23 protein-coding genes are annotated in these 23606 nt (G+C 69.6%); 8 read left to right on the top strand and 15 right to left on the bottom strand.

Annotation, left to right across the window (positions count from 1 at the left end):
- Positions 1 to 133: 133 nt before the first annotated feature.
- Positions 134 to 541 (top strand): hypothetical protein, encoded by a 408-nt coding sequence (locus ABZV40_RS04355; protein WP_355435560.1) that lies wholly within the window; start codon positions 134 to 136, stop codon positions 539 to 541.
- A gap of 57 nt (positions 542 to 598) precedes the next feature.
- Here the strand turns inward: ABZV40_RS04355 and nadC are convergent, their stop codons facing one another.
- The 3 genes from nadC to nadA are packed head-to-tail and all read right to left on the bottom strand — an operon-like array spanning position 599 to position 4067.
- Entirely contained in the window at positions 599 to 1438 is an 840-nt protein-coding gene (gene nadC / locus ABZV40_RS04350) for a carboxylating nicotinate-nucleotide diphosphorylase (protein ID WP_355435557.1), read from the bottom strand.
- Positions 1435 to 3048, bottom strand: coding sequence for an L-aspartate oxidase (locus ABZV40_RS04345; protein ID WP_355435554.1), 1614 nt, complete (start codon positions 3046 to 3048; stop codon positions 1435 to 1437). Before ABZV40_RS04345 ends, nadC begins: the two co-directional genes overlap by 4 nt.
- Complete coding sequence (gene nadA, locus ABZV40_RS04340; RefSeq protein ID WP_355435551.1) at positions 3048 to 4067, bottom strand: quinolinate synthase NadA; 1020 nt, start codon at positions 4065 to 4067, stop codon at positions 3048 to 3050. Before nadA ends, ABZV40_RS04345 begins: the two co-directional genes overlap by 1 nt.
- A gap of 100 nt (positions 4068 to 4167) precedes the next feature.
- Between nadA and ABZV40_RS04335 the strand changes: the two genes are divergently transcribed.
- The 4 genes from ABZV40_RS04335 to ABZV40_RS04320 all read left to right on the top strand — a co-directional run bounded on the left by ABZV40_RS04335 (position 4168) and on the right by ABZV40_RS04320 (position 7789).
- A complete protein-coding gene (locus ABZV40_RS04335; protein ID WP_355435806.1) occupies positions 4168 to 4836 on the top strand; it encodes an NUDIX domain-containing protein in 669 nt (222 codons plus the stop codon).
- A 10-nt stretch (positions 4837 to 4846) separates the two neighbouring features.
- Positions 4847 to 5527 carry an LON peptidase substrate-binding domain-containing protein gene (locus ABZV40_RS04330; RefSeq protein ID WP_355435548.1) on the top strand — a complete coding sequence of 227 codons (681 nt, stop codon included), beginning with the start codon at positions 4847 to 4849 and terminating at the stop codon, positions 5525 to 5527.
- 298 nt (positions 5528 to 5825) lie between these two features.
- The gene (locus ABZV40_RS04325; protein WP_355435545.1) at positions 5826 to 7070 is read left to right on the top strand and encodes an MFS transporter; all 1245 of its coding nucleotides are present in this window, start codon (positions 5826 to 5828) and stop codon (positions 7068 to 7070) included.
- Positions 7067 to 7789 carry a putative hydro-lyase gene (locus tag ABZV40_RS04320; RefSeq protein WP_355435542.1) on the top strand — a complete coding sequence of 241 codons (723 nt, stop codon included), beginning with the start codon at positions 7067 to 7069 and terminating at the stop codon, positions 7787 to 7789. Before ABZV40_RS04325 ends, ABZV40_RS04320 begins: the two co-directional genes overlap by 4 nt.
- A 54-nt stretch (positions 7790 to 7843) precedes the next feature.
- Here the strand turns inward: ABZV40_RS04320 and ABZV40_RS04315 are convergent, their stop codons facing one another.
- From ABZV40_RS04315 to bioD, 4 genes are all read right to left on the bottom strand, one after another.
- The gene (locus ABZV40_RS04315; protein WP_355435539.1) at positions 7844 to 8434 is read right to left on the bottom strand and encodes a DUF2567 domain-containing protein; all 591 of its coding nucleotides are present in this window, start codon (positions 8432 to 8434) and stop codon (positions 7844 to 7846) included.
- 13 nt (positions 8435 to 8447) lie between these two features.
- Complete coding sequence (locus ABZV40_RS04310) at positions 8448 to 8642, bottom strand: hypothetical protein (RefSeq protein WP_355435536.1); 195 nt, start codon at positions 8640 to 8642, stop codon at positions 8448 to 8450.
- Positions 8643 to 8644: 2 nt separating this feature from the next.
- Entirely contained in the window at positions 8645 to 9661 is a 1017-nt protein-coding gene (gene bioB, locus ABZV40_RS04305) for a biotin synthase BioB (RefSeq protein WP_355435533.1), read from the bottom strand.
- A gap of 70 nt (positions 9662 to 9731) precedes the next feature.
- On the bottom strand, positions 9732 to 10451 hold the full coding sequence (gene bioD / locus ABZV40_RS04300) for a dethiobiotin synthase (RefSeq protein WP_355435530.1): 720 nt from the start codon (positions 10449 to 10451) through the stop codon (positions 9732 to 9734).
- 154 nt (positions 10452 to 10605) lie between these two features.
- Between bioD and ABZV40_RS04295 the strand changes: the two genes are divergently transcribed.
- The gene (locus ABZV40_RS04295; protein ID WP_355435527.1) at positions 10606 to 10848 is read left to right on the top strand and encodes a glutaredoxin family protein; all 243 of its coding nucleotides are present in this window, start codon (positions 10606 to 10608) and stop codon (positions 10846 to 10848) included.
- Here ABZV40_RS04295 and ABZV40_RS04290 read toward each other — a convergent pair.
- From ABZV40_RS04290 to dnaE, 3 genes are all read right to left on the bottom strand, one after another.
- The gene (locus tag ABZV40_RS04290) at positions 10821 to 12023 is read right to left on the bottom strand and encodes an adenosylmethionine--8-amino-7-oxononanoate transaminase (protein WP_355435804.1); all 1203 of its coding nucleotides are present in this window, start codon (positions 12021 to 12023) and stop codon (positions 10821 to 10823) included. The two genes, ABZV40_RS04295 and ABZV40_RS04290, sit on opposite strands and share 28 nt — an antisense overlap.
- A gap of 64 nt (positions 12024 to 12087) precedes the next feature.
- Entirely contained in the window at positions 12088 to 13293 is a 1206-nt protein-coding gene (locus ABZV40_RS04285) for a cytochrome P450 (protein WP_355435524.1), read from the bottom strand.
- A 56-nt stretch (positions 13294 to 13349) separates the two neighbouring features.
- Positions 13350 to 16895, bottom strand: a complete 3546-nt coding sequence (dnaE, locus tag ABZV40_RS04280) for a DNA polymerase III subunit alpha (protein ID WP_355435522.1) — start codon at positions 16893 to 16895, stop codon at positions 13350 to 13352.
- A 169-nt stretch (positions 16896 to 17064) separates the two neighbouring features.
- On the opposite strand from dnaE, the gene ABZV40_RS04275 reads away from it, so the two are divergent.
- Positions 17065 to 17907 carry an AsnC family protein gene (locus ABZV40_RS04275; RefSeq protein ID WP_355435519.1) on the top strand — a complete coding sequence of 281 codons (843 nt, stop codon included), beginning with the start codon at positions 17065 to 17067 and terminating at the stop codon, positions 17905 to 17907.
- Between the two features lie 252 nt (positions 17908 to 18159).
- Here ABZV40_RS04275 and ABZV40_RS04270 read toward each other — a convergent pair whose 3' ends face one another.
- Positions 18160 to 18966 carry an inositol monophosphatase family protein gene (locus ABZV40_RS04270; protein WP_355435516.1) on the bottom strand — a complete coding sequence of 269 codons (807 nt, stop codon included), beginning with the start codon at positions 18964 to 18966 and terminating at the stop codon, positions 18160 to 18162.
- Between the two features lie 23 nt (positions 18967 to 18989).
- On the opposite strand from ABZV40_RS04270, the gene ABZV40_RS04265 reads away from it, so the two are divergent.
- Positions 18990 to 19892 (top strand): LysR family transcriptional regulator, encoded by a 903-nt coding sequence (locus ABZV40_RS04265; RefSeq protein WP_355435513.1) that lies wholly within the window; start codon positions 18990 to 18992, stop codon positions 19890 to 19892.
- On the opposite strand, the gene ABZV40_RS04260 is transcribed toward ABZV40_RS04265, so the two are convergent.
- The 4 genes from ABZV40_RS04260 to ABZV40_RS04245 form a co-directional block, all read right to left on the bottom strand.
- Complete coding sequence (locus tag ABZV40_RS04260; RefSeq protein ID WP_355435511.1) at positions 19864 to 20472, bottom strand: NAD(P)-binding oxidoreductase; 609 nt, start codon at positions 20470 to 20472, stop codon at positions 19864 to 19866. The genes ABZV40_RS04265 and ABZV40_RS04260 overlap by 29 nt on opposite strands.
- A gap of 73 nt (positions 20473 to 20545) precedes the next feature.
- A complete protein-coding gene (locus tag ABZV40_RS04255; RefSeq protein WP_355435801.1) occupies positions 20546 to 21430 on the bottom strand; it encodes an RluA family pseudouridine synthase in 885 nt (294 codons plus the stop codon).
- Positions 21431 to 21471: 41 nt separating this feature from the next.
- The gene (gene lspA, locus ABZV40_RS04250; RefSeq protein ID WP_355435508.1) at positions 21472 to 22242 is read right to left on the bottom strand and encodes a signal peptidase II; all 771 of its coding nucleotides are present in this window, start codon (positions 22240 to 22242) and stop codon (positions 21472 to 21474) included.
- Between the two features lie 23 nt (positions 22243 to 22265).
- A complete protein-coding gene (locus ABZV40_RS04245; protein ID WP_355435505.1) occupies positions 22266 to 23594 on the bottom strand; it encodes an aminotransferase class V-fold PLP-dependent enzyme in 1329 nt (442 codons plus the stop codon).
- Between the last annotated feature and the right edge of the window lie 12 nt (positions 23595 to 23606).

Below are 23606 nucleotides of genomic sequence, written 5' to 3'. Positions count from 1 at the left end.
CCTCAGGTGCGGGAAGGAGCCCATCATCGACGGCGAACAGCGCCGGGGTGCGGGGCCGCAGCTTCGTTCCGAAGGAGGAGCTGGTTCGCCTGGGCTTGACCTCGAGCCAGCTGGAGATCACAGGATCGGGGGCATGACTCTTCCAGTCCTGCCCCCGTTCGTCCGCAGCCGCACCGAGCTCGACGGCTACACGCTCTACCGATCCGCAGGCCCCAGCGGCGACGAGGAGGTCGGCTGCGTCGTCCTGGTGACCGTCGGCACCGAGGACGAGGCCACCGCGCGGGCGTGGATCGACTCCGTGTTCGCCGCCCTCGCGAGCGAGCCGAACCCGCATCCCGGTGGCATCTCCGCCGCCTTCCACATCCGCGACGACGGCAAGCGCGTCATCAACTACGCGGAGTGGGTCAGCGCGGAGGACCACCTGGACGCCGTCTCGGCCGGCAGCAACGGCGTCGGCTCGCGGACCGCCGACTGGCACCGGGTGCAGAACTTCCCCGGTGTCCGGCACGTCGCCGTCGAACGCCACCAGCCGCCCGCTTGACCACACGCGGGGAGCTTTCGTACTGCACGAGAGTACGAAAGCTCCCCGCGTACTCCTTCAGCGCAGGTCCATGCCGAGGTCGAGTGACGGCGACGAGTGCGTGAGGCCGCCGACCGCGAGGTAGTCCACGCCGGTCTCGGCGTACTGGCGGGCCACGTCCAGCGTGAGCCCGCCGGACGCCTCCAGCTTCACTCCGGCCGGCCGCCTGGCGACGGCCTCAGCGCACTGCTCGGGGGTGAAGTTGTCCAGCAGCACCAGTTCCGCGCCCTCGGCCAGCGCCTCGTCGAGCTGGCCGAGGCTGTCGACCTCGACCTCCATCAGCAGCTCCGGGGCGTGCGCACGGGCGGCGCGGATCGCCGCGCCGACGGAGCCCGCCGCGGCGACGTGGTTGTCCTTGATCAGGATCGCGTCGCCCAGGCCCATCCGGTGGTTCACGCCACCGCCGGTCCTGACCGCGTACTTCTGCAGAAGCCTGAGCCCCGGCAACGTCTTCCGCGAGTCGCGCACAGCGCATCCGGTGCCCTCGATCGCGTCGACCCAGCGCGAGGTCTGCGTGGCGATGCCGGACAGGTGGCAGATCAGGTTCAACGCCGTGCGCTCGACGGTGAGCAGGCCGCGGGTCGGGCCGGTCAGCACCAGCGCGGGCTCGCCGGGCACCGCCTTCGAGCCGTCCACCGCCTCGGACAGCACCTCGACCTCGGGCAGGTAGCGCTGGAAAGCCGCACGGGCGATCGAGACCCCGCACAGCACGCCGCCCGCGCGCGGGGTGATCTCCGCGGTCGCCACGGCCTTCTCCGGCACGGTCGCCAGCGTCGTGGCGTCCAGGCCGTAACGGAGGTCCTCCTCCAGCGCGAGCTGGATGACCCGGTTCGCGTCGTCCCAATCAATGGTGGTCATGCGACACCCTCTGCGAGAACAGGATCGGCCAGCACCGGCTGGCCGGTCGGGGTGAGCCGGACGAGCTGACTGCGTTGCCACTCCTCGGAACGCGAGGTGAAGTCCGTGCGGACGTGGCAGCCGCGCGATTCGGTGCGTTCCTGCGCCGCCGCGATCAGGGCACGGGCGGCCATGGTCAAAGCCGCGTCCTCGACCAGTTCCCGCGACTCCAGCTGCTTGTCCACAGTGGACACGTCCAGCACCGAGCCCACGACGGCGAGTCCTTCGGCGTCACGGCCGATCGCGGCGTAGCGGGACATCACGCGCTGGAGCAGGTCCCGGTCCGCGACCGGTGCGGTCGGCAGCACGGGGTCGACCGCGCGCACCGGCGCGATCAGGCCGAGCGCGAGGTCGGAGGCCACGGCCTCGGCGGCACGGGTGCCGCAGACCAGGCCTTCCAGCAAGCTGTTGGACGCCAGGCGGTTCGCACCGTGCAGACCCGTTCGCGCCACCTCGCCGACGGCGTACAGGCCGGTCACGCCGGTGCGACCGTCGACGGTGGACACCACGCCACCGCAGGCGAAGTGGGCCGCCGGGGCGACCGGGATCGGGTCCACGGCCGGGTCGATGCCCACCGAGACGCACGCCGCGTGCACGGTCGGGAACCGGGAAGCCATGTCGTGCAACGAAGTCGCGTCCAGGAACACGTGGTCGTCGACACCGCCGGGCTCCAACGCCATGTGCCGGGTGATCGCGGCCGCCACGACGTCGCGCGGGGCGAGGTCCTCCAGCGGGTGCACGCCCTTCATCACCCGCGCGCCGGTCGCGTCGATCAGCACGGCACCTTCGCCGCGGACGGCCTCGGTGACGAGCGGGCAGCGGCCACGAGCACCACGGCCGGTGTAGAGCACCGTCGGGTGGAACTGGATGAACTCGACGTCCGCGGCCAGCGCCCCGGCCCGCAACGCCAGGGCCAGCCCGTCGCCCGTCGCCACGGACGGGTTCGACGTCGCCTGGTACATCTGGCCGAGACCGCCGGTCGCCAGCAGCACCGCGGGCGCGGTCAGCACACCGGGTACGCCGTTGCCGTCCAGCACCAGCAGACCGGCCACCGCACCCAGCGGCGTCTTCACCGCGTCGACCGCGACGTGGTTCTCCAGCAGGGGAACCCGTCCGTCCACAGTGGCCTTCAGCAGCGCCCGTTCCACCTCGGCACCGGTCGCGTCACCACCGGCGTGCACGACGCGGAACGCGCTGTGCCCACCTTCGCGGGTGCGTTCCAGCAGCCCGTCGGGCCGGGCGTCGAACACGGCACCGCGCTCGCGCAACCGGGCCACGGCAGCAGGCCCGTCGGAAATGATCGCCGAGACGGCCTCCGCATCGCAGAGACCCGCGCCCGCCGTCAGCGTGTCCTCGATGTGCCGGGCGACCGAGTCACCGGGGTCGTGCTGGTCCTCCATGACCACCGCGACGCCGCCCTGAGCCCAGCGGGTGTTGCCGTCGTCGCCTGCCGCCTTGGTGACGACGAGAACGCGTAGCCCCAGCTCACGGGCGTGCAGCGCGGCCGTCAGGCCCGCCACGCCCGTGCCGACCACGATCAGGTCGGCCCGCGCCTCCCAGCGCGCGGCCATCACTCACCGCCGCCGGGCTGGCCGATCTCGATCATGCGCTGCACCGCGCCCCGGGCGCGACGCGCGGTCTCCAGGTCGACGTGCACCTCGTCCAGGCCCTCGCGCACGCAGCGCAGCAGCGCAGCCGGGGTGATCATCTTCATGTAGGTGCAGGACGCGCGGTCGTTCACGGCGCGGAAGTCGATCTCCGGGGCGGCCTTGCGCAGCTGGTGCAGCATGCCGACCTCGGTCGCGACGAGCACCTTGCGGGCGTTCGTCGAACGGGCGGCGGTGATCATGTCGCCGGTCGAGAGGATCTTGACCTTCTCCGACGGCACGATGCCTTCGCCGCTCAGGTACAGCGCGGACGTCGCGCACCCGCACTCCGGGTGGATGAACAGGTCGGCGTCCGGGTTCGCGGCGGCACGTTCGGCCAGCTCAGGGCCGTTGATGCCGGCGTGGACGTGGCACTCGCCCGCCCAGATGTGCAGGTTCTCGCGCCCGGTCTCGCGCTTCACGTGCGCGCCCAGGAACTGGTCCGGGCAGAACAGCACCTCGCGGTCGGCCGGGATCGAGCGCACCACGTCGACGGCGTTCGACGACGTGCAGCAGATGTCCGTCTCGGCCTTCACCTCGGCCGTGGTGTTCACGTAGGACACGACGACCGCGCCGGGGTGCTGCGCCTTCCACTCGCGCAGCTGCGCGCCCGTGATCGAGTCGGCGAGCGAGCAGCCCGCGCGCTCGTCCGGGATCAGCACGGTCTTCTCCGGCGAGAGGATCTTCGCCGTCTCGGCCATGAAGTGCACGCCGCAGAAGATGATGGTCTGCGCGTCGGACTGCGCGGCGATCCTGCTGAGGGCGAGGGAGTCGCCGGTGTGGTGGGCGATGTCCTGGATCTCGGGCAGCTGGTAGTTGTGCGCCAGGATGACGGCGTCCCGCTCCTTCGCGAGGCGCAACACCTCGTCCCGCCACGCCGCGTCCGGCTCGACTCCGCCGAACACACCTGACGCGGTTCGCCCCACAGTTGCGGTAGCGACCATCGCTGCCTCCTCGGTTCCAGGTTTTCGCCTATTGGTCGAAAACGTCGCCGATAGTATCAGCCGAGTGGCGGGCGTGGGGCATGAAGTGCTGGCAGCTGTGCTGCGGGTGAGAGGTGCGTCACTTCAGGTCATGCTGTGGGAGCGCGCACGGGAGCCACACGCTCACCGCTGGTCGCTGCCGGGTGGCGAGCTGCGGGTGGACGAGGACGTGGAGACCTCCATCCGCCGCCAGCTGACCGAAAAAGTCGACGTGCGACAACTCTCACACGTCGAGCAGCTCGCCGTTTTCAGCGCGCCGGACCGCGTGCCCGGCCCCCGTGTCGTGGCGACCGCGTTCCTCGGACTGGTCCCTTCGGACGCCGATCCGGCACGGCCGGCGGACACCGAGTGGCACTGCGTGGACACGCTCCCGCCGATGGCGTTCGACCACGCCTCGATCGTGCACCGGGCCCGGCACCGGCTCGCCTCGAAGCTGTCCTACACCAACCTCGGCTTCGCTTTGGCACCACCGGAGTTCACGATCTCGCTGCTGCGGGACCACTACTCGGCCGCACTCGGCTACCGGGTGTCCGCGACGAACCTCCAGCGCGTGCTGTCCCGCCGGTTGCTGCTGGAACCCACGGGCGGCACCGCTCCCCCCGGCCCGTCCGGCGGCCGGCCCGCCGCCCTGTTCCGGTTCAGCGCCAAGGGAATCAAAGTGACTGATCCGTTCGCCGTGCTGAGGCCGCCGGGATCCGGCCGTCCAGCAGGCGGGAGTGCCAACCCGTAACGTTGCACGCGTGGCCGAGACGCTTCCGCTCTTCCCCCTGGGCACGGTGCTGTTGCCGGGGGCGTCTTTGCCGTTGCACATCTTCGAGCCGCGCTACCGGCAACTCGTCGTCGACCTGATGACCGGCTCGCTCTTCGGCCGCACGTTCGGCGTCGTGTGCATCAAGGAGGGCTGGGAGGTGGGCGCCGACAACGTCGGTTCCCTCAAGGACATCGGCTGCTCCGCCGACCTGCTCGACGCCCGCCCGCTGCCGGAGGGCCGGTTCGACATCGTCACCCGCGGGGTCCGCCGCTTCCGGCTGCTCGACGTCGACTCAACCACCGCACCGTACCTGCTCGGCCACGTCGAGTACCTGGACGACGCTCCCGTGCCCGAGGCGGCGCTGGAGGTCGTGCCGATCCTGGAACGCGGCGCCCGCGCGGCCCACGAGCGCTACTGCGGCGCGGCCTGGCACCGCGAGGACTGGTCCCCGCCCGCCGAGGACGTCGACCTGGGCGCGTTGTCGTACCTGCTCGCCGCGGACTGCCTGCTGCCCGTCGAGGACCGGCAGCGGTTGCTGGAGGAGACCTCGCCGGCGCGGCGGTTGCGGTTGGTCAGGCGGATGCTGCACCGGGAGACCGGGATTCTCAGCGCGCTGAAGGCCGTTCCGGTGCCGCTGACCGAGTTCGGGCACGTGCCGAACCCGAACTGAAGAACCCGCGCGGACGACCCCTCGACCCCGGTCCTGAGCCCACGTCCGGCCCGGTGCGGCCACTTTCGCCACGTCCGCGACGGTCGCAGGCCGGGGCCGCTGCCCGTGGTGCGGCAGCCGACGGTGGTGACGCCCGCCGAGGTGATCACGCCGTTCAGACGTCCGCCGAGCGGGAAGTGTTGAGCCATACGCCGATCGCTGGATCGTTGAATTGTGGCCTTGTGGGATTGTTGAACAATCTTTACTCTGAGGTCCACATCACACCCAAGCACTCCTCCACCACGCTGCGAGGTGTCCCATGAGCACGACCACGACCGAGGACACAGGCCGTTTCGCCTGGTTCCGCAGTCTCGGCCAGAAGGGCAGGCGCGCGTTCGTCGGCGCGTTCGGCGGCTACGGGCTGGACTCGTACGACTACTGGGTCCTGCCGCTGAGCCTGGTCGCGATCACCGGCTACTTCGGCCTCACCAAGGCGGAAGCCGGGCTGCTGGGCACGTCCACCCTGCTGATGAGCGCCATCGGCGGCGGGGTGGCCGGAGTCATGGCGGACCGGTTCGGCCGCTCCAGAACGCTGATCATCACGGTCGCGGCGTACGCGTTCTTCACCGTGCTGTGCGGCTTCGCGACGAGCTACGAGACCCTGCTGGTGTTCCGCGCCCTGCAGGGACTGGGCTTCGGCGGTGAGTGGGCGGCCGGGGCGATCCTCGTGGCCGAGTACTGCAAGCCGAAGTACCGCGGCCGCACGGTGGCGTTCATCCAGAGCGCGTGGGCGGTCGGCTGGGGGCTCGCGGTCGTCATCAACACCCTGGTCGCCTCGCTCGCCGGCCCGAGCTGGTCGTGGCGGATCATGTTCTGGACCGGTGCGCTGCCCGCGATCCTCATCTTCTACGTGCGCCGCAACGTCGACGACGCGCCGGAGGCCAAGGCGCACGCCAACCAGAGGGGCACGTTCCCGCAGATCTTCCAGGGCGGCACCCTCAGGACCACGGTGTTCGCCGCGCTGCTCGCCACGGGTGTCCAGGGCGGCTACTACACGCTCGCGACGTGGTTGCCCGCGTTCCTGCAGACCGGCCGCAAGCTCACGGTCATCGGCACGGGCGGGTACCTCGCGTTCCTCATCACCGGCGCGTGGATCGGGTACGTCAGCGGCGGCTATCTCACGGACCACCTGGGGCGCAAGAAGACCTTCACGCTGTTCGCCACCGCGAGCGCGTTGCTGATCGTCGCCTACACGCAGATCCCCAACGGTGCCAACACGTTGGTGATGTTCCTGGGCTTCCCGCTCGGCTTCTGCATGTCGGCCATCTTCAGCGGGTTCGGCAGCTATCTCTCGGAGCTCTACCCGACGCGCCTGCGCGGCACCGGCCAGGGCTTCACGTACAACTTCGGGCGCGCGTTCGGCGCCGTTTTCCCCGGCCTGGTCGGGTTCATGGCCGATCGGCTGGGCATCGGCGGTGCGATGCTGTTCGGCGCGGCGGCCTACGGGATCGCGGTCGTGGCGCTGTTGTGGTTGCCGGAGACGGTCAACAAGGAGCTGGAATGACGACAGCGGGCAAGGCACCGGGACAGGCGCAGGCCAACCTGATCGCCATCGACAAGGACTGGGCGTACGACTTCCTCCTCTTCACCCACCGCAATCCCAAACCCTGCCCGGTGCTCGACGTGCTGGACGCCGGCGAGACGGTCAGCGCGCTCAAGCCGGACGCGGACGTGCGCACCCACGCGCCGCGTTACCGGGTCTGGGAACACGGCGAACTCGTCGCGGAACCCGAGAACGCCACGGAGTTCTGGCGCGACGACCTGGTGACGTTCCTGATCGGCTGCAGCTTCACCTTCGAGACCGCGCTGGAGAGCGCCGGTGTGCCGCTGCGGCACGTGGATCAGGGCAAGAACGTCTCGATGTTCGTCACGGACGTCCAGTGCCGCCCGGCAGGACGGCTGCACGGCCCGATGGTCGTGTCGATGCGCTGGATCCCGGAGTCCCTTGTGGACATCGCGCACAAGGTGACGGCGCTGATGCCGGCGGTGCACGGCGCTCCGGTCGGCGCGGGCGATCCGCGGATGTTCGGCATCGAGAACGTCCACGAGCCGGACTTCGGCGACACCGTCGAGCCGGAACCCGGTGACGTGCCGGTGTTCTGGGCGTGCGGCGTGACCCCGCAGGCGGTGCTGATGAACTCCAAGCCGCCGTTCGCGATCACGCACGCGCCGGGTCAGATGTTCGTCACCGACATGCCCGACTTCGCCTACCGCGTCGGCTGACGATGAAGGGCTCCTTCTTACACCTCAGGTGGATGAAGGCGCCCTTCATCCACCTCAGCCGAGGCGGCGGCCCAGGTCGTCCAGGCCGTTCCAGGCGGCGCAGCAGCCGTAGGCGAGGGCGGCCGCGAGAGGCCACGCCAGCACTCCCCACCACGTCTCCAGCGACGGTGCGATGAGCAGGGTGTCGTTGGGCTTGATCGTCGACGGCATCGGGTACGCGGCCGCGGCCAGGTTCCCGCCGAGGTACTGCGCGAACCACGCCGCCGCCAGCGATCCCGCCGTCATCGCCAGCATCACCACCGGACCGCGCCGTTGCCGCAGCAACCACACCGCGATGCCGGTGATCACGCCCGCGCCGAGACCGATCAGCACGAACACCATCAGCGCGTCGAGCCGGTGATAGCTCTCCACCCCGATCGGGTAGAACTTGTTGTCCTGCGCCGACACGATCTTGAGCTGGGCCGGGGCGAGCCACGACCACAGGTACCCGGCGGGCAGCCCGAACGCGAACGTCGTGAGCAGCACCACCAGGCCCGGCAGCAGATCCCGCTTCACCACGACCTTCGGCCGCGGCCGGACGTAGTGGTAGACGTACGGCGGCTCCGGCAGGGGTTCGATGCGAACCGGGGCTGCTTTCTCGTCCATTCGCGAGAGGTTACTACCGACCCGAGGTGATCTCGCCGTGGCGGCTGCAGCGCGCCGCCCAGCCGTCCGGGGTCACCTGGACGACCATGCGGCGCGCGCACTGCGAGCAGTACCGCGGCGGGTCGATCATCGACAGGCGCTGACGGCAGAACGCGTGGTCGCCGTCAGCTTCCTCTTTGCCGCAGAAAGAACAGAACACGGTCGTCATCATCACAGGGTCTGGCTCAGCGCCTTGATCGGCATCGACAGTTCCTCCAGCATGTCGAGGTCCTGCTGCGCCGGGCGGCCGAGGTTCGTCAGGTAGTTGCCGACGATGATCGCGTTGATGCCGCCGAGCATGCCCTGCTTCGCGCCCAGGTCGCCGAACGTCAGCTCGCGACCGCCGGCGAACCGCAGGATCGTGCGCGGCAGGGCCAGCCGGAACGCGCCGACCGTGCGCAGCGCCTCGGCACCCTCGACGACCGGGTAGTTCTCGTACGGCGTGCCGGGGTTCGGGATGAGGAAGTTGAGCGGCACCTCGTCCGGCTCCAGCTCGGCCAGCTGGACGGCGAACTCCGCGCGCTGGGCCAGCGATTCGCCCATGCCGATGATGCCGCCGCAGCAGACCTCCATGCCGGCGTCGCGGATCATCTTCAGCGTGTCCCAGCGCTCCTCCCAGGAGTGCGTGGTGACGACGTTCGGGAAGTGCGAGCGGGCGGTCTCGAGGTTGTGGTTGTAGCGGTGCACGCCCATCGCCACGAGCTCGTCGACCTGCTCCTGCGTGAGCATGCCGAGCGAGCAGGCGATCTGGATGTCGTTGCCGTCCTCGCGGATGGCCTTGATGCCGTCGCGCACCTGCGAGAGCAGCCGCTTGTCCGGTCCGCGCACGGCCGCGACGATGCAGAACTCGGTCGCGCCGGTCTCCCGCGTCTGCCGGGCGGCGCGCACGAGGCCGGGGATGTCCAGCCACGCCGACCGCACGGGCGACGGGAACTGACCGGACTGCGAGCAGAAGTGGCAGTCCTCGGGACAGCCGCCGGTCTTCAGCGAGACGATGCCCTCGACCTCGACCTCCGGCCCGCACCAGCGCTCACGCACCTCGTGCGCCAGCTCCAGGAGCTCGGGAATCCGGTCGTCGGGCAGCTCGAGGACCTTGAGAACCTGAGCCTCGGACAGGCCGACACCTCGTTCGAGCACCTGCTCACGAGCCTCGTCGAGCACGTCGATCTGTTCCGGAGCTGCGGTCACGGTCTCTCCTCCTCCTGTGGCCTGGCGAGCAGTCTGCCTCACTGAATCCTTCATCGTGGAGCGACGTAGGTCACTGGACCGCGAACTGAGCCGCGAACGTCTCCGGGTCGAACTCCCCGCCGAACCACGGTGAAAACGATCTCTTGGCGACCGCCAGGAAATCCACAGAACCGAGTTTTGTCACACCTTGCGGCAACGCGCCGAGCAGCGGACCACCCGCTGCCTCCGGCAGATCGGCCAGGTTCGTGAGCGACGCGAGGTCGGGGTGCAACGGCCAGCTGCCCACCACGACCCCGATCGACTCGATGCCGCGCCGCTGCAGCGCCTCGGCCGTCAGCGCGGTCGCGTTGAGCGTGCCGAGCCCCGCCTGCGCCACGACCAGCACGGGCGCGTTCACCGCCCACGCGATGTCGGCCAGGGTGGACCCGCTCTCGTCGAACCGCACCAGCAGCCCGCCCGCGCCCTCGACCAGCACCAGGTCGTGCGTCTCGTCGAGCTGGGTGACCTCGGCGGCGACGTCCTTCGGGTGGACGGTGGCCATGCCCGCCCGTCTGGCGGCCGTGGCCGGCGCCAGCGGATCGGGGTATCTGGCCAGCTCACGGGTCGTCACGTCACCCGCCAGCCGCGCCACCTCGGCCACGTCACCCGGCTCGCCGGGCAGCAGACCGGTCTGCGCGGGTTTGAGCACCGCGACCCGTCTGCCCTCTGCCCTGGCCAGCGCCGCGATACCCGCGGTGACGGCGGTCTTGCCGACCTCGGTCCCAGTTCCCGTGATCACCAGCACGCTCACAGGCACTCACCTTAGGGCTTGTCGCCCGCGCACGGCCCCGCCGGTCACCCGCCGGTCACCCGCTGAATGCACGCGGGGAGCTTTCGTGTACTCAGAGCGCACGCGGCGTCCCCGCGTGTCCTCAGCCAACAGGGGCGAGACATAGGGTGAACCCATGAGTGAGCAACCGATCGTGATGTACGGCGCCGAGTGGTGTGGCGACTGCCGCCGGGCCAAGTCGTGGCTGACCCGCAACAACGTGCCGTTCACCTACATCGACGTCGAGAACGACGACGAGGCGCGTGACCGGGCGATCGAGATCTCCGGCCGCAAGAACATCCCCGTCGTGGTGCTGCCGAACGGCGAGTTCCTGGTCGAGCCGTCCGACACTCAGCTCGCCGCCGCGATCACGCCCTGACAGATCGCCGCGACGTCGTCGTCCGTGCTGATGAACGGCGGCATCGTGTAGATCAGGTCGCGGAACGGCCGCAGCCACACGCCGTTGTCGACCGCGGCCTTTGTGGCTTTCGCCATGTCCACGGGCTCGTGCAGCTGCACGACACCGATGGCGCCCAACACGCGCACGTCCTTCACTGTGGGCAACGCGCGTGCGGGCGCGAGACCGTCCTTCAGACCGTCCTCGATGCGCTTGACCTCGCGTTTCCAGTCCTGCGACAGCAGCAGGTCGACCGACGCCAGCGACACCGCCGACGCGAGCGGGTTGCCCATGAACGTCGGCCCGTGCGCGAGGACCGGCACCTCGCCCTTGCTGATCCCGTCCGCCACCCGCGACGTGCACAGCGTCGCGGCCATCGTCAGGTACCCGCCGGTCAGCGACTTGCCGAGGCACATGACGTCCGGGCTGACGTTCGCGTGGTCGGCGGCGAACAGCTCGCCCGTGCGGCCGAAGCCCGTGGCGATCTCGTCGAACACGAGCAGCACGTCGTGTGTGTACGCGAGCTCACGTAGCACGTGCAGGTAGCGGGGGTCGTGGAACCGCATACCGCCCGCACCCTGCACGACGGGCTCGACGACGATCGCCGCGAGCTCGTCGGCGTGCTGTTCGACGAGGTCGGCGAGGTGCTGGACGTACGCGGTGTCCATCTCGGCGGGCGGGGCGTCCGCGAAGACCTGCCGCGGCAGGATTCCACGCCACAGCGAATGCATGCCGCCATCGGGGTCGCACACGGACATCGGGTTGAACGTGTCGCCGTGGTAGCCGCCGCGCCACGTGAGCAACCGGTGCTTCTCCGGCCTGCCCCGCGAACGCCAGTACTGCAGGCACATCTTGATCGCGACCTCGACCGACACCGAGCCGGAGTCGCACAGGAAGACGTGCCGCAGCTCCGCGGGCGTGATCTCGACGAGCTTGGCCGCGAGGCGGATCGCGGGCTCGTGCGTGAGCCCGCCGAACATCACGTGGCTCATCCGGCCGAGCTGGGCGGTGGCGGCGGCGTCGAGCACCGGGTGCCGGTAGCCGTGGATCGCCGCCCACCAGGACGACATGCCGTCGACCAGCTCCCGGCCGTCGGCGAGCCGGAGCCGGACCCCGGAAGCCGACTCGACGAGCAACGGCTCCTGGGTGCCCGGCATCGGACCGTACGGGTGCCAGACGTGCGCCTGGTCGAGCTTCAGCAGGTCGTCCACCCGCCGAAGATTAAGCGAGACGCACGGGAAGCGTGTGCAGCCCTCGGATCAGCGTGCTGTCCCGCCACTCCAGCGTCTCCGGCTCGGCGGCCGACGTCAGGTTCGGGAACCGCGCCAGCAGCTGCGTCAGCGCCACGTCGAACTCCAGCCGGGCCAGCGGCGCGCCCAGGCAGTAGTGGATGCCGTGGCCGAACGCCACGTGCCCCTGCGCGGACCGCGTGACGTCGAGCTGGTCGGCGTTCTCGTACTTCTCCGGGTCGCGGTTCGCGGCCACCAGCGACACCAGCACGATCTCGTTCGCGGGGATCGTGACGCCGCCGATCTCGACCGGCTCCTTGGTGTAGCGGAAGGTCGCGAGGTTCACCGGTCCCTCGGCCCGCAGGAACTCCTCGGCGCTGGCCGGGATGAGCTCCGGGCGGTCCTTGAGGATCTGCAACTGGTCCGGGTTCCTCAGCAGCGCCAGCACGGCGTTGCCGATTAGGTTCACCGTCGTCTCGTGGCCGGCCACGAGCAGCAGGAACGCCATCGAGACGAGCTCTTGGGTGTTCAGCCGGTCACCGGAGTCGTCGGCGTGCACGAGCGCGGAGAAGAACGTGTCGTCCGGCTCCTGCGCGGCGACCTTCTCGACGTGGCCGACGAGGAACTGGGCCATCGCGCCGGACGCGCGCACGATGTCCTCGTTCGAACCGAACGACAGCAGCGTGTTCGACCACTCGCGGAACTCGTCGCGGTTGTCGATCGGGATGCCGAGCAGCTCGCAGATGACCGTGATCGGCAGCGGGAACGCGAACGCCTCCAGCAGGTCGACCTCGTCGCCGTCGTTCAGCTTCGCGATCAGCTCGGCCGCGATCTCGTTGACGCGCGGGCGCATCAGCTCGATGCGGCGCGCGGTGAAGGCCTTGTTCACGAGCTTGCGCAGCCGGGTGTGGCCGGGCGGGTCCATGTTGAGCATGTGGACCGACAGCGCCTGGTTGAACTCGCGCCGGGCACCGCCGGTGGTGGAGTGCACGTCGAAGAGATGACCGCCCTCGGCGGCGTTCTTGCTGATCCCGGGGTCGGTGAGGGCGACCTTCGCCTCTTCGTAACGAGTCACGAGCCAGACCTTCAGTCCCCGCGGCATGAGGACTTCGCGCACGGGCCCCTCGGCACGCAGCCACGCGTGCACCTCGTGCGGGTTCTGGATGTAGTCGGCGGGCAACTGGGTGAGTGTCGTCACCCCACCCAGTTAACCCCGTTAACACATCTCTCGCCACTACTTTCGAGCAACGCTCGCTAACCGAGGCAGCCGGGCCCGAGCAGTGCCTTCAGGTCGCCCATCAACGACGGCGTGGGCGCCACCCGCAGCGCGTCGTCCAGCTTCAGCACGGTGTTGCGGGAGGCGTTGATCACCAGGTTCAGGTGCACCTCGGTCGAACCGGGGTGCGCCCGCAGCACGTCCTTGAGCTGCGTGACGATCTCCGGCCGGCACTTGGTGGCGGGCATCTTCAGCCGCATCGCCCGCGAGCCGATCTCGCTCAGGTCCGGCACGACCAGGTCGTTCGCGATCAGCGAGATGCGGTCGTCCCGCTTGGCCACGCGAGCCTTGACCAGCACGATCGCGTCCTCGACCACGGACATGCCGTGGACCATGAAGCTCTTCGGGAAGAACAGCACCTCGATGCCACCGGCGAGGTCCTCGAGCTGGGCGGACGCCCACGACTCGCCGTTCTTGTTCACCCGGCGCATCACCGAGGCGAGGATGCCGCCGATGGTGACCTGGGTGCCGTCGGAGACGTCGCCTTCCAGGATCCGGGCGATCGAGGCGTCCGAATAGGACTCCAGCACGTGCTCGACGCCGTTCAGCGGGTGGCCGGAGACGTAGAGGCCCAGCATCTCGCGTTCGAGGGCGAGCTGGTGCTTCGACTCCCACTGCTCCTGCGGGATCTTGACGTCGAAGACGCCCGCGATGTCCTCGTCCGCCGCGTCACCGCCGCCGAAGAGGTCGAACTGCCCCTTGGCCTCTTCCTTCTTGGTGATCATCACGGCGTCGACCGCGTCGACGTGGACCATGTGCAGGCCCTTGCGCGGGTGGCCGAGCGAGTCGAACGCGCCCGCCTTGATCAGCGATTCCACGACCTTCTTGTTGCAGGCCGTGGCGTCGATCTTGCGCAGGAAGTCGGAGAAGTCGACGAACTTCCCCTTCTCCTTGCGCGCCTTGATGATCGCGTCGACGACGTTGGCGCCGACGTTGCGGATGGCGCCCAGACCGAAGCGGATGTCGTTGCCGACCGGGGCGAACTCGCGCTCGGACTCGTTGACGTCCGGCGGGAGCACCGTGATGCCCATGCGCCGGCACTCGGCGAGGTAGATCGCCGACTTGTCCTTGTTGTCGGAGTTCGTGGTGAGCAGCGCGGCCATGTACTCGGCCGGGTAGTTCGCCTTGAGGTACGCGGTCCAGTACGCGATGACACCGTAGGTGGCGGAGTGCGCCTTGTTGAACGCGTAGTCGGCGAACGGGACCAGGATGTCCCAGAGGGTCTTGATCGCCTCTTTCGAGTACCCGTTGTCGAGCATGCCCTTCTCGAAGCCCTCGAACTCCTTGTCGAGGATCTCCTTCTTCTTCTTGCCCATCGCGCGGCGGAGCAGGTCCGCTTGGGCCAGCGAGTAGCCCGCGACCTTCCGCGCGATCGCCATGACCTGCTCCTGGTAGACGATCAGGCCGTAGGTCGTGTCCAGGATCTCCGCGAGCGACTCCCTGAGCTCCTCGTGGATCGGCGTGATCTCCTGGAGCTTGTTCTTGCGCAGCGCGTAGTTGGTGTGCGAGTTCGCACCCATCGGGCCGGGCCGGTACAGGGCGATGACGGCCGAGACGTCTTCGAAGTTGTCCGGTTTCATCAACCGCAGCAGGTCGCGCAGTGCCGAACCGTCGAGCTGGAACACACCCAGCGTGTCACCGCGGCCGAGCAGCTCGTAGGTCTTCCTGTCGTCGAGCGGCACCTGGTTGCCGTCGGTGATGTCGATCTTGCCCTTGCCGTTGAGCTCGATGTTGCGCAGGGCGTCGTCGATGGTCGTGAGGTTCGACAGACCGAGGAAGTCCATCTTCAGCAGGCCGAGCGTCTCGCAGGTCGGGTAGTCGAACTGCGTGATGATCGACCCGTCCTGCGGGCGCATCCAGACCGGGATGTGGTCGGTCAGCGGCTCCGCGGACATGATGACCGCACAGGCGTGCACACCGGCGTTGCGGATCAGGCCCTCGAGACCGCGACCGGTGTCGATGATCTCCTTGACCTGCGGGTCGGTGTCGTAGAGCCCGCGCACCTCGGCCGCCTCCGCGTACCGCTTGTGCGAGGAGTCGAAGATGCCCGACAGCGGGATGTCCTTGCCCATGACGGCGGGCGGCATCGCCTTGGAGATCCGGTCGGCGACGGCGTAGCCCGGCTGTCCGTACAGGACACGCGCCGAGTCCTTGATGGCCGCCTTCGCCTTGATGGTGCCGAACGTGATGACCTGGGCGACGTTCTCCTTGCCCCACTTCTCCGTCACGTACCGGATGACGTCACCGCGCCGGCGCTCGTCGAAGTCGATGTCGATGTCGGGCGGCGAGACGCGGTCGGGGTTGAGGAACCGCTCGAAGATCAGGCCGTGCGGCAACGGGTCGAGGTCGGTGATGCCCAGCGCGTACGCGATCAGCGCGCCCGCGGCCGAACCGCGGCCGGGACCGACGCGGATGCCGTTGGACTTGGCCCAGTTGATGAAGTCCGCGACGACGAGGAAGTACGACGGGAACCCCATCTGCAGGATGACGCCGATCTCGAACTCGACCTGCCGGGTGTGCTCCTCGTCGACCCCGTCCGGGAACCGCCGGTGCATGCCGCGCCAGACCTCGTCGCGGAAGTACTGGTCCTCGGTCAGCCCCTCCGGCACCGGGTAGCGGGGCATGAGGTTCTTGAACTCGAACATGCCGGTCGTGTCGACCTTCTCCGCGATCAGCAGGGTGTTGCGGCACCCCTCCTGCCACGCGTCGCTGGAGTCGACCGCCCGCATCTCGTCCGGCGACTTCAGGTAGTAACCGGTGCCGTCGAACTTGAACCGCGTCGGGTCCTGCAGCGTCTTGCCCGTCTGGATGCAGAGCAGCGCCTCGTGCGTGTCCTTGTCCGTCGGGTACGTGTAGTGCGAGTCGTTCGTCACGACGAACGGGATGTCGAGCTTCTTCTGGATCTCCAGCAGCCCACCGCGGACCCGGCTCTCGATCTCGATGCCGTGGTCCATGATCTCCATGTAGAAGTTCTCTTTGCCGTAGATCTCCTGCCACTTGGCAGCAGCCTCCAGCGCTTCCTTCTCATGGCCGAGACGCAACCGCGTCTGCACCTCACCCGACGGGCACCCGGTGGTCGCCATCAGCCCGGCGCTGTGCTCGGCGATCAGCTCCGCGTCCATCCGCGGCCACTTGCCCAGCTGCCCCTCGGTGGAGGCCAGGCTGGACAGCTTCATCAGGTTGTGCAGCCCCTCGGCGTTGCGCGCCCAGATCGTCTGGTGCGTGTACGCACCCGACGCCGACACGTCGTCCGCCTTCTGTCCCGGGTCACCCCACAGCACGCGCTTCTTGTTGAACCGCGAGTCCGGCGCCATGTACGCCTCGATGCCGATGATCGGCTTCACCCCGGCACCCTGCGCCTGCTTGAAGAAGTCGTAGGCGCCGTACATGTTGCCGTGGTCGGTGATCGCCGCAGCGGGCATGCCCATGCGCTCGCACTCGGCGAACATGTCCTTGAGCTTCGCCGCACCGTCGAGCATCGAGTACTCGGTGTGCACGTGCAGATGCACAAACGAGTCCGACACGGTACCTCCAGGAAGATCGAACGGGCGCGCGGGGAAGGCGCGAATCCGGATCTGCCAACCCTATCCCGCCGCAGGGTCCCCGGCGGTGAGCGACCGGGGGTCTGTCGCCGTGATCTCGATCCGGTACGCGGTGACACGAAGATCGTGACCGCGAGGTAGCGTTCTTCCCGTGGTGGCCCCCGATCCCGTTGACGCCCGACTGCTGGCCCTGCTGGCCGACTCGGGCCGCGCAGCCGTGCACGAGATCGCGCAACGCCTGGGCATGGACCCGCGCGAGGCAGCCATGCGCCTGATCACCCTCTCCGGCAGCGGTCTCCCCCTGCTGGTGGGCGTCGAATGCGACCCGAACGGCCTCCGCAGGGCCCTCGCGAACGCCGCCGCCTACGGCAACTACCTGGGTCCGCCCGCCAGCGGCCCGTACGCCGTGCACCAGAGCGGCCCCCACCACGTCAGCGGCCCGCACCAGGTCCCCCACGCCCCGCCGCCGCCCCCGACCAGCCAGCCCTTCCCTGCCCAGCCCCAGGCCACCTGGGGCCCGCCGCAGTCGGCCGGCTGGGTGCGCGCGGACCAGCCACAACCGCGGCCGATCTCGCGCACCGGCAAGATCGGCACCGCGCTGGAGGCCGACAGCCTCGAAGGCGCCCACCTGTCCATCCAGCTGGTGGAGGTCGTCGACCCGGCGGACTTCCTGTTCACCGCGGCGGGCTACAAGCTGGCCGAGGGCGAACGCGCCGTGGTCGTCCACACCGAGGTGACCAACACCTCGCCGGTCCCGTACACCTCGCTGCCGGACATGTACCTGGTCCTGGTCACCAAGACCGGCGAGACCGTCACCAAGGCCCCCGTCTCGCTGTCCTCCCGCCCGGCGCACAAGCTCGGCGCGCAGCCGGGCGAGACCTCGGGCGGCCACACGGTCTTCGTCCTCCCGGAGACGACCGAGGTGATCCAGGTCCGCTGGAGCGTCCGCCCGGAGGTCGACCTGAACACCCTGGTGTGGACGGTCGAGGACTAGGCAGGTCGTCGATGAAGGGCGCCTTCATCGACGTCACCACGCGCCCTGGCGAGGCCTGATCGCACGGTGCACGGCAGTGCGGCGGTTCTGGTACGCCCAGCGGGAGCGGGGAACCCGACCCGGATGAACGGCGCATTTGTCCACCTGAGGTGAACAAATGCGCCGTTCATCCCGAACCTGCCCGCGAAGGTCGGCGCAACGCGTCGCCGCCTGAGTTCCTGGCATTGCACCCCAGGTGGATGAAGGAGCCCTTCATCCACCACGAGGAGCGGCCGGACTCGCACCGTCGGGTGCTTGGGCGAGGATGGCCAGCGCGGCGGCGTGCACGCCCGGCGCGGCGGCCAGGTACTCGCGGCTGGTCAGCTCCCACGGCTCGCCGTCGAGATCGGTGACGACACCACCCGCCTCCCGCACGAGCAACACACCAGACGCGTGCGCGCGCACGTTGTCGTACTGCCAGTGCAGGTCCATCCGGCCGGCGGCGACCTGGGCGAGCTGATGGGTCACCGGCACGGAGATCCGGACGTAGAGCGCCTCCTTCGCCACCGCGCTGTACGAGGCACCCACCCGGTCCGCCATCTCCGGTCCCTGGCCCGGCCGGGCCTGTCCGGTGCCGGCCAGCGCCCCGTCCAGTGACGTCTTGTCCGAAACCCGCAGCCGGACGCCGTTCAGGAACGCGCCGCCGCCCTCGGTGGCCGTGAACATCTCGTCGAACAGCGGGAAGTACAGGACGGCCAGCACCGGGCGGCCGTCGCGGACGAGGCTCACCCCGATGTTCCAGTCGGTCATGCCGTGGACCGCGTTCATGTTGCCGCCGACGGGGTCGACGAGCCACCAGTCGCCCTCGCCGAGCGGTCCGGAGCCGTGTTCGTCGTCGAGCCGGCGAGCGTTCGGATGAATGTCGGCCAGCTCGGGCTTCAGCAGGTCGGCGACGGCCGCGTCGTTGGCGTGGACGGCGGCGACGATCTCGGCGAGGCCGGACGCGCGGGACTCCGTGGAGTACCGCTTCAGCATGCGCGTTCCGGCACGGCGGACGGCCGCGGTGGTGGCGGCGATCATGGCTTCCTCCAGGATCGAGTGTCATGCAAGCGGATCTGAACCTGTTGACCGTGCTGGACGCCCTGCTCGAGGAGGGCAGCGTGATGGGCGCGGCCGAGCGGCTGCACCTGTCGTCACCCGCGGTCAGCCGGACGCTCGGCCGGATCAGGAAGGTGACCGGCGACGACATCCTGGTGCGCACGGGCCACTCGATGACGCCGACGCCGTACGCGCTCGCGATCAGGGAAGAGGTGCACCGGCTGGTGCGGCAGGCCAACGCCGTGCTGTCGCCGAGCCGGGAGCTGGACCTCGCCGCGCTGGACCGCACGTTCACCCTGCAGTGCCACGACGCGCTGGCCTCGTCGCTGGTACCGCGGCTGGTCGGCAGGGTCGCGGAGCAGGCACCGGGCGTGCGGCTGCGGGTGCTGGCCGAGCACTCCGCCGACACGGACGACCTGCGGCACCGAGTCGACCTGGAGCTCGGCGGTGGCACCCCGGACCTGCCGGAGTTCCGCTCGGAGACGCTGGGCACCGATCCGCTCGCCGTCGTCATGCGGTCCGGTCACCCCTGCGCCGACCTGCTCGACCTGCCGGCCTACGCGGCCCAGCCGCACGTGGTGATCTCCCGGCGCGGCCGGCTCACCGCACCGATCGACGACCTGCTGGCAGCGGCCGGCCTGCACCGCAGGGTGATCGCGAGCGTGGCGACCGTGCACTCCGCTCTGCAGATCGCGGCGGCGAGCGACGCGCTGGTCACCACCACGGCGATCCTGTGCCGCCCGCTGGTCGAGGCGTTCGGGCTGATCACCAGGCCGCTGCCGGCCGAGTCCCAGGAGGCGGCGATCAACTGCAACTGGCACCAGCGCTACGACTCCGACCTCGCCCACGCGTGGCTGCGCGACCAGGTGCGTGCCACCCTCACCGAGGTGCTAGCGGCAACGCGATGACGCCGGGAAATCGCGGGTTCTCGGCCTCGTCGAGCATGGCGGCCGCAACGGTCTCCCGGCTCACCGCGGCGCCGAGGTCGAACGGCGGCGCGGCATCCAGTCCGACCGTGCGCCGGCCGGGGCTCTCCGGCCCGTCGCTGAGCACCCCGGCGTGGAAGACGGTGCCCCCGGCGGCGAGCACGGCGTTGTCGGCCGCGATCTTGTCCGGAATCCGGTCGCCCATCAGCTTCCAGAGCACGGCGGCGCCTTCGCCCGCGGCCTCGGCGGACGCGCCCGTGCCGTAGGCGCCGAGCCAGATGATCCGCTTCGGCTCGGCGGCGATCACCGCCTTGGCGCCGTCGAACAGCACGCCGGCCACGTCGGTGCCGAGGCCGGACAGGACGACGGAATCCGTGTCGACTGCCGCGGCGATGCTCGCTGGGTCGCTCACGTCGCCGGCGACCTTGCGCAGGTTCGGGTGATCCAGGCTGATTTTCCGCAGGTCGCGGGCGATCGCGGTGACGGTGTGGCCGCGTTCCAGAGCCAGCCTGGCGAGAGTGAGACCGGTCCGGCCGGAGGCCGCGAGCACGATGAGGTTCATGCCGAAGACGCTAGGCAGGCCACCGATTGACATCAAATGAAAGCTCGTCAACCGATGATTTACCCAGGCGCAATCAGCCCTCGTCGCGCAGCTTCTCCAGCGCGGAAGCCAGATCGTCCGGGTACTCGGACGTGAAGGTGACCCACTGACCGTCCGCCGGGTGGTGGAACCCGAGCTGCCGCGCGTGCAGCCACTGCCGCGACACCCCGAGCCGCTTGGCGAGCGTCGGGTCGGCGCCGTAGGTCAGGTCGCCCACGCACGGGTGGTGCAGCGCGGAGAAGTGCACGCGGATCTGGTGGGTGCGCCCGGTCTCCAGGTGCACCTCGACCAGCGAGGCGGCCCGGAACGCCTCGATCACCTCGTAGTGCGTGATCGACGGCTTGCCCGAGTTCATCACGGCGAACTTGTAGTCGTGCTTGGGATGCCGGTCGATCGGCGCGTCGATCGTGCCCTTGATCGGATCCGGATGCCCCTGCACGATCGCGTGGTAGACCTTGTCGACGGTCCGCTCTTTGAAGGCGTGCTTCAAAGCCGAGTACGCCGACTCGGACTTCGCGACCACCATCACACCGGTCGTGCCCACGTCGAGGCGATGCACGACACCCTGCCGTTCGGCGGCACCGGACGTGGCGATGCGGTGCCCCGCTGCGGCGAGCCCGCCCACGACGGTCGGCCCGGTCCACCCCGGTGACGGGTGCACGGCGACACCCACGGGCTTGTCGACGACGATGATGTCGTCGTCCTCGTGGATCACGACCAGACCCTCGACGGGAATCGCCTGGACGGTGACGGGCTGCGGAGGCGCGGGCAGCGTGATCTCCAGCATCGCCCCGGCCGTCAGCCGGTCGGACTTGCCGACGACCCGTCCGTCGATCAGCACGTCGTCCGCGTCGGCGATGGCCGCCACCGCGGTGCGGGACAGACCCAGGAGCTTGGCGAGGCCCGCGTCGACACGCATGCCGTCCAGCCCGTCGGGAATCGGCAGCGTTCGGTATCCGCTCACGCCTCGACCTTCTTCTCTTCTTTGTGGACCGTCCCGTCGTAGTCGTGCTGCATGAGCGCCAGCACCACGATCGTCGCGCCACCGCAGACGATCGCCATGTCGGCGACGTTGAACACCGGCCACACTCGGCCGAACGGGTCGAAAAGCGACAGGAAGTCCACCACGTGGCCGCGCATCGGACCCGGCTCGCGGAACAGGCGGTCGGCGAGGTTGCCGACGGCGCCGCCCAGCACGAGGCCCAGGCCGACGGCCCAGGGCTGGGAGCGGAGGTTGCGCGAGATCCAGAGGATGAACCCGACGACGCCGAGCGCGATGAGCGCCAGGATCCACGTCATGCCCTCGGCCATGCCGAACGCGGCGCCGGGGTTGCGGACGAACGTCAGGTAGAGCACGCCGCCGAACAGCTTGATCGGGTCGGCACCCTCGAGGAACGCCACGGACAGGACTTTGGTGAGGACGTCCAGGGCGAGCACGCCGGCCGCCAGCGCGGCGAGGAGCTTGATCCTCGGCTCCGGCAGCGACCCGCTGAGCGAGAACTCCGGCTCGATGACGTCGTCGTCGGACACGACCCGTTCGGCGGCGGGCTTGTCCTCCGCGGGCTTCTCGGCAGCCTCGCCGGCGTCGGAGTCGGTGTCGTCGTCGTCATCGGCGAGCTCGACGCCGACGAACTCGTTGGACTTCGGTTCCTCGACCGGCTTCGGCTCGCTGACCTGCGCTTCGGCAGGCGTGTCAGCGGCCTTCTCCTCGGCCTTGGACTCGTCACTCACCAGGTCATTGTCCACTACCGGGACTACGCGAGGAACGGCGGCAGGGTTCGGCTGTCGTCCTCGGGCACCCAGCGACCGTCGCGCTGCGTGTAGGTCCACTTCGGACCCTCGGTGACGAGAGTGCGCAGCGCCGCCACCAAACGGTCCACGTGCTCGGCCGTCGTGCCCAGGCCGATCGACGCGCGGACGGCGCGCTCCTCGTGCGATCCGACCTGCTTGACGAGCCTGCCGACGATCACGTGCGCGCAGAACGCCCCGTCCCGGACGCCGATGCCGTACTCGGCGGACAGCGCCGCCGCGAGGAAGCCCGCGTCGAAGCCGGAGATCGTGAAGCTCACGACACCCACCTTGTCGGCGTCGGTCAGGATCGACAGCTCGCGGAAGCCGGGGACCGCGCGCAGGCCGTCCCGCAACCGGGCCAGCAACTCCTGCTCGTGCGCGACGGTCTGCTCCCAGTGCCGCGACAGGATCTCGCAGGCCGACGCCAGCGCGTGCACGCCGACGACGTTCGGGCTGCCGGCCTCGTGCCGCTCCGGCACCGCGGACCACGCGACGCCCAGGCGGTCGCCGTGGTCGGTCACCTTCGCGGTCGCACCGCCGCCGACCAGGTACGGCTGGGCCTGCTGCAGCCAGTCCGCGCGGCCGACGAGCACACCAGCGCCGAACGGCGCGTAGATCTTGTGACCGGAGAACGCGATGTAGTCGACGCCCAGCTCACGCACGTTGATCGGGCGGTGCGGGGCGAGCTGCGCGGCGTCCAGCGCGATGCGCGCGCCGTGCCGGCGGGCGACCTTCGCGAGCTCCGCGACCGGCCACAGCTCGCCCGTGACGTTGGACGCCCCGGTGACGATCACGAGCCGAGGGCCGACCGGGGCGGCGGCCAACGCCCGGTCCAGCGCGACAACAGCGGCGCCGGACGAAGACGGGGCAGGAATGCGCTGAACGTTCGGGCCGCGCCACGGCAGCAGCGCCGCGTGGTGCTCGCTGTCGAACAGCACGACCGCGGTGTTGCGGGGAATGCTGCGCGCCAACAGGTTCAGCGAATCCGTGGTGTTGCGGGTGAAGACGACGGTGTCGGACGAGTGCGCGGCGACGAACCTGCGGATGCGGTCCCGCGCCTGCTCGTAGACCCGAGTCGAGACCTGGGAGGCGAACCCGGCGCCGCGGTGCACGCTGGCGTACCAGGGCAGCAGCTCGTCGACGGCGTCGCGCACCTCCTGCAGACACGGCGCCGAAGCCGCGTGGTCGAGGTTGGCGTACGTGACGCGCTCTCCGGTGACGAGCGGAACGCGCAGGTCAGCGCCGACAACAGCGGGAACGACCGTGGTCTGAGGGGTGATCGCGAGCGTCATCGAGCTGCCTCC

Origin of the sequence: Lentzea sp. NPDC004782 (assembly GCF_040609115.1) — a bacterium.
Classification (GTDB): domain Bacteria; phylum Actinomycetota; class Actinomycetes; order Mycobacteriales; family Pseudonocardiaceae; genus Lentzea.
Note: the sequence above shows the minus strand (reverse complement) of the source record. Positions and strands in the feature narration are given on the sequence as shown.